Source organism: uncultured Paraglaciecola sp. (genome assembly GCF_937123705.1).
In the GTDB taxonomy this organism is placed as follows: Bacteria; Pseudomonadota; Gammaproteobacteria; order Enterobacterales; family Alteromonadaceae; genus Paraglaciecola.
Window position 1 is genome coordinate 1 of the sequence record NZ_CAKZKO010000019.1, and the last position, 7,555, is coordinate 7,555.

Annotated in this window: 5 protein-coding genes; 2 read left to right on the top strand and 3 right to left on the bottom strand. The window is 41.8% G+C overall.

Annotated features, from left to right (window positions below; genetic code table 11):
* On the top strand, nt 1–336 hold a 336-nt coding region (locus Q0688_RS03030), incomplete at its 5' end, for an MscL family protein (RefSeq protein ID WP_299073054.1).
* A 41-nt stretch (nt 337–377) separates the two neighbouring features.
* Here the strand turns inward: Q0688_RS03030 and Q0688_RS03035 are convergent.
* The 3 genes from Q0688_RS03035 to Q0688_RS03045 all read right to left on the bottom strand — a co-directional run bounded on the left by Q0688_RS03035 (nt 378) and on the right by Q0688_RS03045 (nt 6,456).
* Nucleotides 378–2,183 (bottom strand): carboxylesterase family protein, encoded by a 1,806-nt coding sequence (locus tag Q0688_RS03035; protein WP_299073056.1) that lies wholly within the window; start codon nt 2,181–2,183, stop codon nt 378–380.
* Between the two features lie 91 nt (nt 2,184–2,274).
* Nucleotides 2,275–4,857: a glycoside hydrolase family 2 protein gene (locus Q0688_RS03040; RefSeq protein ID WP_299073058.1), complete on the bottom strand. Its 2,583-nt coding sequence runs from the start codon at nt 4,855–4,857 to the stop codon at nt 2,275–2,277.
* 408 nt (nt 4,858–5,265) lie between these two features.
* On the bottom strand, nt 5,266–6,456 hold the full coding sequence (locus tag Q0688_RS03045) for an amidohydrolase family protein (protein ID WP_299073060.1): 1,191 nt from the start codon (nt 6,454–6,456) through the stop codon (nt 5,266–5,268).
* A 172-nt stretch (nt 6,457–6,628) separates the two neighbouring features.
* Between Q0688_RS03045 and Q0688_RS03050 the strand changes: the two genes are divergently transcribed.
* Nucleotides 6,629–7,555, top strand: a 927-nt coding sequence (locus tag Q0688_RS03050; protein WP_299073062.1) for an AraC family transcriptional regulator ligand-binding domain-containing protein, incomplete at its 3' end; no start/stop codon positions are given.

Sequence of the window (7,555 nt, forward strand, 5' to 3'; positions counted from 1 at the left end):
GCTAAGCAGGTTATACTACCACCAGTATCATTATTAACTGATGGTGTAAATTTTAGTGATAAAAAGTTGGTTTTACGCGATGCAGTTATAGATAGTGCTGGTAAAGTTACAACAGGAGAAGTTGCTGTAGCTTATGGAAAACTATCTGAAGTATTTTTAGATTTTATAATCATAGGGTTCACTGTTTTTTTGGTTGTAAAGTTTATGAATAGATTAAGAAACAAGGCACAAGACACCAAAGATGAAACGGTAGCTACCCCAAAGGATATTGAGTTATTATCTCATTTAACTGAATTAATGGAAGAACAAAACGCCTTGTTAAAAGCGAAACAATAAATCACACAGGCATTGTCAAAGAGCTGGTGTTTACAATTATTTTAGTCTGCGTTCTCTTCATCTGGATTCGTCATAGGGCAAGGTTCACCCGCGAATTCTCGATACTCTTCCCTATCAAAGGCAAACTCTGCATTGTAGCCATTTAGAAAAATGCTGCGGTAGAAGGTGCATTTTTCTTCTGGGGTAAACAACGGGTCGTTTTTAAGGCGCTGTTTAATTTTAGCCATAGTGAGCCTGTCTTTTACCATACGCACACCGCCGCCTGTTGTAGAGTCAAACAACATAAGATGTTCGCCTTGGGTTTGCCATTGGTTCCATTCTGGGCCTTTCTCTTGGCTGCCACGTCCGGGTTTTCCGGTGTGAGCAAACTCTCCCCAATAGTTCATCATTGAGGCTGATAACTCTAGTCGTTCATCTTCATCCCCTAGTAGCATGCTAAACGGGAATTCTTCGGTAAGACCAAATATAAACGCAATATCAAGGCCATGCATCGAACCAATAAGTGTTGGCAAGTCAACCGGCCAGTCAAGCAAATCGTCATAATCTAAGCGGTAGTTATAAATAGGTGCGCCACCGTTTTTGGTGATAATTTCTGCAGGTAAATCGACAGTTGTGACCCGCCAACTTTCGGCGTTGTAACGTCCCGCATTGGCGTAACGACCTGGGTCTTTTACTTCGGGTAAAAATCCTAGGGATTTGTCCACCCAACGGTCATCAAATGCCATTGCTATTTTAAGTTCATCAAGGTTACTACCGGTAATAATAGGCACCGAATTATAACGAGAAGGGTCTTTAAATAACGCTAATGGTTGCGCGACAAAAACGTGACCATCAAGAAAAGCTTTAGGGGAGGAAAAAGAATCGATATCGCCTTCGCTGCCTTCCTCGGCTGTTGTGGCATATAAATCACTAGCCGACACTTGTCTTAAGGCATTTGCCACTTCAACTGCTGACTTAGAGTCTGCGTTATCCACCAATTTTGCGACCACTTCAGCACTGTTATTTTCATAGGCCGGATAATCTAGTTGGTTTTTGTCATAAGCTTCTGATTTATCAGGATCGCTGATGCGTAACGTGCCGCTTTGCACTATCGCACCGTGGAATAAATCTTTTGCCAAAGGCGTTTGCACCAAGGCCCAAGTATTGCGCCCACCTGCTGATTCGCCAAAAACCGTAACTCGTGTTGGGTCGCCACCAAAACTACTGACATTCGATTGCACCCATTTCAAGGCCGCAACCAAATCAAGCACGCCATAATTACCCGATGCATCTTCCAAATTTGCTGCGGTCGTTCTGAGGGATTGATGGCGAAACCAACCTAACAAACCTAAACGATAGTTTACAGATACCACTATCACATTCTGAGTAGCAGCAAGGTAGGCACCTTCTTGAGTTTGCGATGAGCCGGTTAGATTATAACCACCGTGGATCCAAAACATCACAGGCAGCGGCTGGTCTGCGGTTAACGCGCTTTTAGGGGCGTACACATTGAGGCTCAAGCAATCTTCTGATCCCATTACTCGGTCTGCCATAGGCGCAACATCGCCAGAAAGCCCATTAGGCGGTTGAGTACACAACGAGCCGTATTCCAACGCATCCAATACACCATCCCAAGGAATAGCTGGTTGCGGCGCACGCCAGCGCAAATCTCCAATAGGTGGTGCAGCATAGGGAATGCCTAACCAAGCATAAGTATCGGCTAAATGTTCTTTACCTCTTACCTCACCAGTTTCGATAGTCACTTTGGTACTTTCGACTGGTGTGGGCGCGTTTTCGCAAGCTGTTATTAAAAACAGCGATGGTAAAATAATAATAAGAGCAGACTTAACAAGGTTGCGACTATTCATAATAGATATGATCTCGATTAAAAATGTTTAGAAACTAAACGCCCCTTTTAAGCAAAGAGGCATTGGTTTTGGTTTAAGTGATACCGCTAAATTAATTATTCAGCTGCAAGCTAATATTGTCACCTTTTAAGTCATCTGCCGTCACTTTGATGTTGGCAAGACCTTGTAGTGTTTTACCTTGCACTATCAATAGTGCGCGGCCTTTTTTACTCACAACTGTATTGGTTTTATGGGCGTCTACAAACTGCGCATCGCCATTATCAACACCCAAGTTTCTGAGTTTTTCATCCACTGTAAAAGTAAATGCGCGCTCTTCATCTTGCACTGCAATCCCATTACTGTCGACTATCTGAGCCGTGACATGCACCACGTCATAGTTGTCGGCAGTAAGTGCTTTTTTGTCCACACTTAACGCAACGGCAACCGGTTCTGATGTGGTTTGTATTGAGTAAGAAGCATTGGTTCCTGCCACAGCAGATTTAGCAACCAGTTCACCTGCTTTAAAAGGCACTGCCCACTTCAAAACGTGATCTTCGTTGTCGCTTAACGTCTGCACACCTAGGGATTGGCCGTTTTGAAACAATTCGACTTTTTCAACGTTGGTATACACTTCAACCATCACTAATTCGTCTGTGTCGTAATTCCAGTGATCATTCACATTGTGCCATCCCCAAGTGGCTTTTTTCCAACGCCCCGGTAGTTTTTCAACCACATTGTCACCGTCAAGCTTGTAGATTGAATAATCTTTTTGTTGAGTAGCGATGTAAATGTTGGGGCGCTCATCCCATAGAGATCTCATCATGTGATACGCCGGCTTTTTGAAGCCTGCAAAGTCAAGCATACCTGAGGCAGCACCTTTAGTTGGCCAGCGTTTGGTCGCTTCACCAAGGTAGTCGATGCCAGTCCAAATAAACATGCCAGAAATATAAGGTTTGTCTTTTATGGCTTTCCACTCATGCCATTGCGCTACATTTTCTGTACCCATTAATATTTTTTCTGGATACAACTCCCTAGCGTACTCATAAAGCCCGGTGCGATAACTGTAACCTACGATATCTAGGGCATCGGTGAAACCTGAATAATGACTAACAGAAGGCGTTACCAAGTTGGCAATAACCGGGCGTGTTAAATCTATATCACGCACCCAAGCTGCTAGCTCTGCCGCTGTATCGGCCAATTTTGGTTTGTTGGTTTTGATGCTTTCAAAAATCTTTTTACTTTGCTCTGGCTTGATTGGTGGTGGCTCAGACATAGGCGCAGCAATCTTGCCGTTTTTCAAATACCCTGTAGCAAAAAAATAGTTAGGGTAAGACCATTCAATTTCGTTACCAATATTCCATTGGAAAATAGAAGGGTTGTTTTTGTCACGCATTAACATCGCTTTTAGGTCGCGCTCTGCCCATTCGGCAAAATCATTACTATAGCCTTTGGTGATGTATTCAACTGGGCCTTTTTGACTGAAGTTTCGGCGTTTGTCTTTTGGCATCAGCCATTCGTCAAATGACTCTTCTTGCACTAAAAATCCCATTTCATCACACAATTCAATAAATTCTTTAGAAGCTGTGTTGTGACCGGTACGAATGGCATTAACGCCAGCCTGTTTTAACACTTGTAAGCGGCGCTGCCACACACCTTTTGGAACGGCTGTACCTACCAGACCCGCGTCATGATGCAGGTTAACACCTTTAATTTTTACGTTTTTGCCATTTAAGAAAAATCCTAAATTAACATCGTTTCTTAACGTTCGGATACCAAATCGTGTTTTAGTGCTATCGAGTAATTGTTTGCCGTTAAAGATGTCGATTTTTGCATAATATAATGAAGGTGAATCAAGATCCCACAATTGCGGATTAGATAAACTCAATTCTTGCTCATATCCCTTTTTGCTATTTGCTGCCACCATTAACTGAGTGTTGCTACTGCTTACGGTTTTACCCGATTCATCAAGAATAGAGGTGGTAATCTTTAGGTTTTGTGCCTCGACATTTTGGTTGTTAACTTGGCTTTCAATCAAGAGTTTTGCTTGAGCAGGCTCTACATCGAGGGTTTTGACAGTTGTGCTCCAAATTGGTGTATGCACTTGGCCACTGACTATCAACTTTACGTTACGATAAATGCCCGAACCCGGATACCAACGAGTATCGATATAACGAGTACGATCCACATACACCGCAATAACATTATCTGTGCCATCTGAATTCAAAAATGGGGTTAAATCATGATAAAAGGGAGCGTAACCCGATGGGCGTTTTCCTAAGGAGTGACCGTTGATCCATACTTCTGAATGGTTATACACCCCGTCGAATAAAATCTGAGTTTTGCCGGTGTTACCACTAGCCAAAGCAGGGGTTGAGAAATGTTTTCTATACCAACCTTCGCCGCCCGGTAAATACCCTGTAGCGCCAGACGTTTTTTCTTGGGTGTAGCCGGCTTCGATGCTCCAGTCATGGGGTAAGCGAACATCTTGCCACTGGCTATCATCTAAGGTGAGTGACTCGCCTTGGGCCACTTCATCTTTAGTGAATTTCCAATCAAAGTTAAAATCAATAGTTTGCCGCGCAGCATTAGCTGCTTGCTTAGATTGCAGATCCATCGCCACATTGGAACACTGCATTAACGTCAATGACGCTAGACAGATCAAACCGACCTTCGCAAAACGTTTAAAATTAATCATGTTTCTCTCACTAGTTTGTAGGAAAATAAGAGCGCTTCTAATACATCTCACACTGGCCTAAAATGGCTAATCAATAGAAACAAATTACTCACTATTGAAACATTACACAATAACGAGCTAGCAGACAAGTATTATAGATTGATTAATATTCATAAACCTTGTCTATGAACAACATAAATTATATTTAAATCAATTATTTAGAGTGACTTTAACTTATTTGACAGGTTAAACTTGCAATGAGTGTAACTATTAGTGCTACAAGCCTATATCAACGTATAAAAGAGCACTAACCATTAATCTTTACATTCAAATTGCAATAATATGTAATAACGACAATTATTTATTCGTAAAAACAAAAAAACGAGCCGAAGCTCGTTTTTTTGTTTTTATATTTGAATTAACAGGCTATTAAAGCCCCATCAAATCTTCGAAGTTCTTCGAATAAAACGCATCAAGCTCTTCTTTTGTTGCGTTAACCGCATCAAGGCTACGCTGGAAATCACCGAAGGGATCAGCACCGCCTTCAGGGTGTGGATAATCGGTATTAAACATCAACACTTCTTTACCTACGTTTCGCAAAATCCAACCGGTATCTTCAAAATGTAAAGGTGTAGCACGTACTTGGCGAGTGATATATTCAGAAGGTTTTAAAGATAGTTTTTTCAAACCTAGGTCAAACTTACCTAATTCCTTAGCACCCATATCTAGGTTGAACATACAAGCTGGAAGCCAGTTGGCGCCTAGTTCGATTAAGCCCACTTTAAGTTTAGGGAAGCGCTCTAACACACCGTCGTATATCATGCACATTAACCAGCGTTCAATTGAATGGTGCAAAATAGGTACATCTTTTGGGCTAGTGGTTTCTACATTAATCACTTTTCCTGAGCCAAACTCGCGCTTAACACCTGTATTAGCATAAGCGGCGGGTAAACGCGCTCCACTACCAATGTGCAAGCTAATAGGCACACCTGCTTCTTCCATTAGTGCCCAAATAGGATCGTAATCAATATGAGAGGGCGCACGATCATCGTAAGCATCTGAATGTATCCACAATGATTTGACCCCCATCTCAATGGATTGTTTAGCACTGGCTAATGCTCTTACCGGATCTTTTAAAGAAAGATAACCTACCGCTAATAAACGTTCAGGATCTTCAGAACAAAACTCAACCATACCGCGATTGTGTGCTTCACTGCCGCCGTAAATAACCTCTAAATCATTTGATTTCGCAAATCGCGATACAAACACTAGCCCAGGAAAAACAAGCTGTTTATTAATTCCAATAAGATCTAACGAATCGCGGCGCTCTGCGTTGTCTTTGGCACCATAAGCGGCCCACATATTGATTTTTTGAGGATCGCCTAATACATTGGCTTTTAATTTTGCGGTTAATTCTGGATCTTCGCCTTTTAAACGTTTTTCAGCTTGTTGGAAAAATGGCTTTAAAGCATCCATGTTATTAAAATCAAAAAATGGTGGATCTAAATTGTCTAAAACATATTTACTGGCAAAGCTTTCCATAAAGCCAACGCCTTCGACTATGTGGCTATCGGCATCGTGAATAACACGTCCATCGCAGTGTGAAGATAAAGCAGTCATATTTATTTACTCCAAATAGGGTTAATTTAAAGAATATTTTAAGGCGACGACAAAACTGATCCTGCACAGCTACGCCTTTCACAACTAAAATATATAATAGTATCTCTATAACAGCTTGACTAATTGCGAGTTTAATTTGATTATTTACGAATGGCAGTTTGAGAACTAACCTATGTTCCACATTCACAGAATCGCCTTAGTTGGATACGAAAAACTCGTTAAGCGTTTAGGGGCGAACCCTATTTCCTTGTTGTCACAAGTGGGAATTAGCCAAGTTCAACTGCGTGAGTCGAATGTTTATCTATCGCTCACAGCGGTAACAGAGCTACTAGAACTCACGGCTCAAAGTTGCAACGAACCACTATTTGGAGCGAAGTTTGCCAGCGAACAAGGTTTTCGAATGTTAGGGGAATTAGGCATGTCTACCAGTCAGCAAGCGACAGTACTCGCTGCCCTTGACTACATTGAAACACATAGAAATCTTTTCATACTCGGGGTGCGAATAGAGCGCTTTCAACATGACAACATGACAGAGATGAAAGTTGTGTTCGATTTCGACAGTAATACTGGTGTTAAACAAATCACCCAGTTACAAGTGATAAAGACTTTCCAATTAATTCAATACCTCACGCAAACTAACGACCCGCAATTACGTATTCAATTACAACAACCTCAACCCAGTGGCTTAAAGTGGCGAGAGAAAGGAATAGCCAATCGGCTAAATTTCAACAGCGATTATGACGGTGTATGTTTTCCCTCTAGCTGGTTAAAGAAGCAACCGCAGCGGGATTCAGACGCCTTGCAAAGTCTGCTTATGGACCGAGTTCAACAATTGCAATCAAAATATCCTAAAGATCTAGAAACCAGAATTACCTCTACTATCATCAACCTATTATCTAGCGGTGAATGCACTATAAACCAAGTAGCCAATGCGCTAGAAATCCACCCCAGATCTTTACAACAAAAGTTGCAACGTAAAGGGCTATCCTTTTCCCAATCGTTACAACAAACTCGATTGCATATCGCCAAACAAAATTTACAAAACGGCAATTTCCGTGTGCTAACACGAAGCGGCGATGCTCAGTCTCCAAGTGTAGCT

Bases quoted from the DNA above. Each gene is read 5' to 3' on its own strand.
- Q0688_RS03035 (WP_299073056.1), bottom strand. From the start codon at position 2,183: ATGAATAGTCGCAACCTTGTTAAGTCTGCTCTTATTATTATTTTACCA.
- Q0688_RS03040 (WP_299073058.1), bottom strand. From the start codon at position 4,857: ATGATTAATTTTAAACGTTTTGCGAAGGTCGGTTTGATCTGTCTAGCG.
- Q0688_RS03045 (WP_299073060.1), bottom strand. From the start codon at position 6,456: ATGACTGCTTTATCTTCACACTGCGATGGACGTGTTATTCACGATGCC.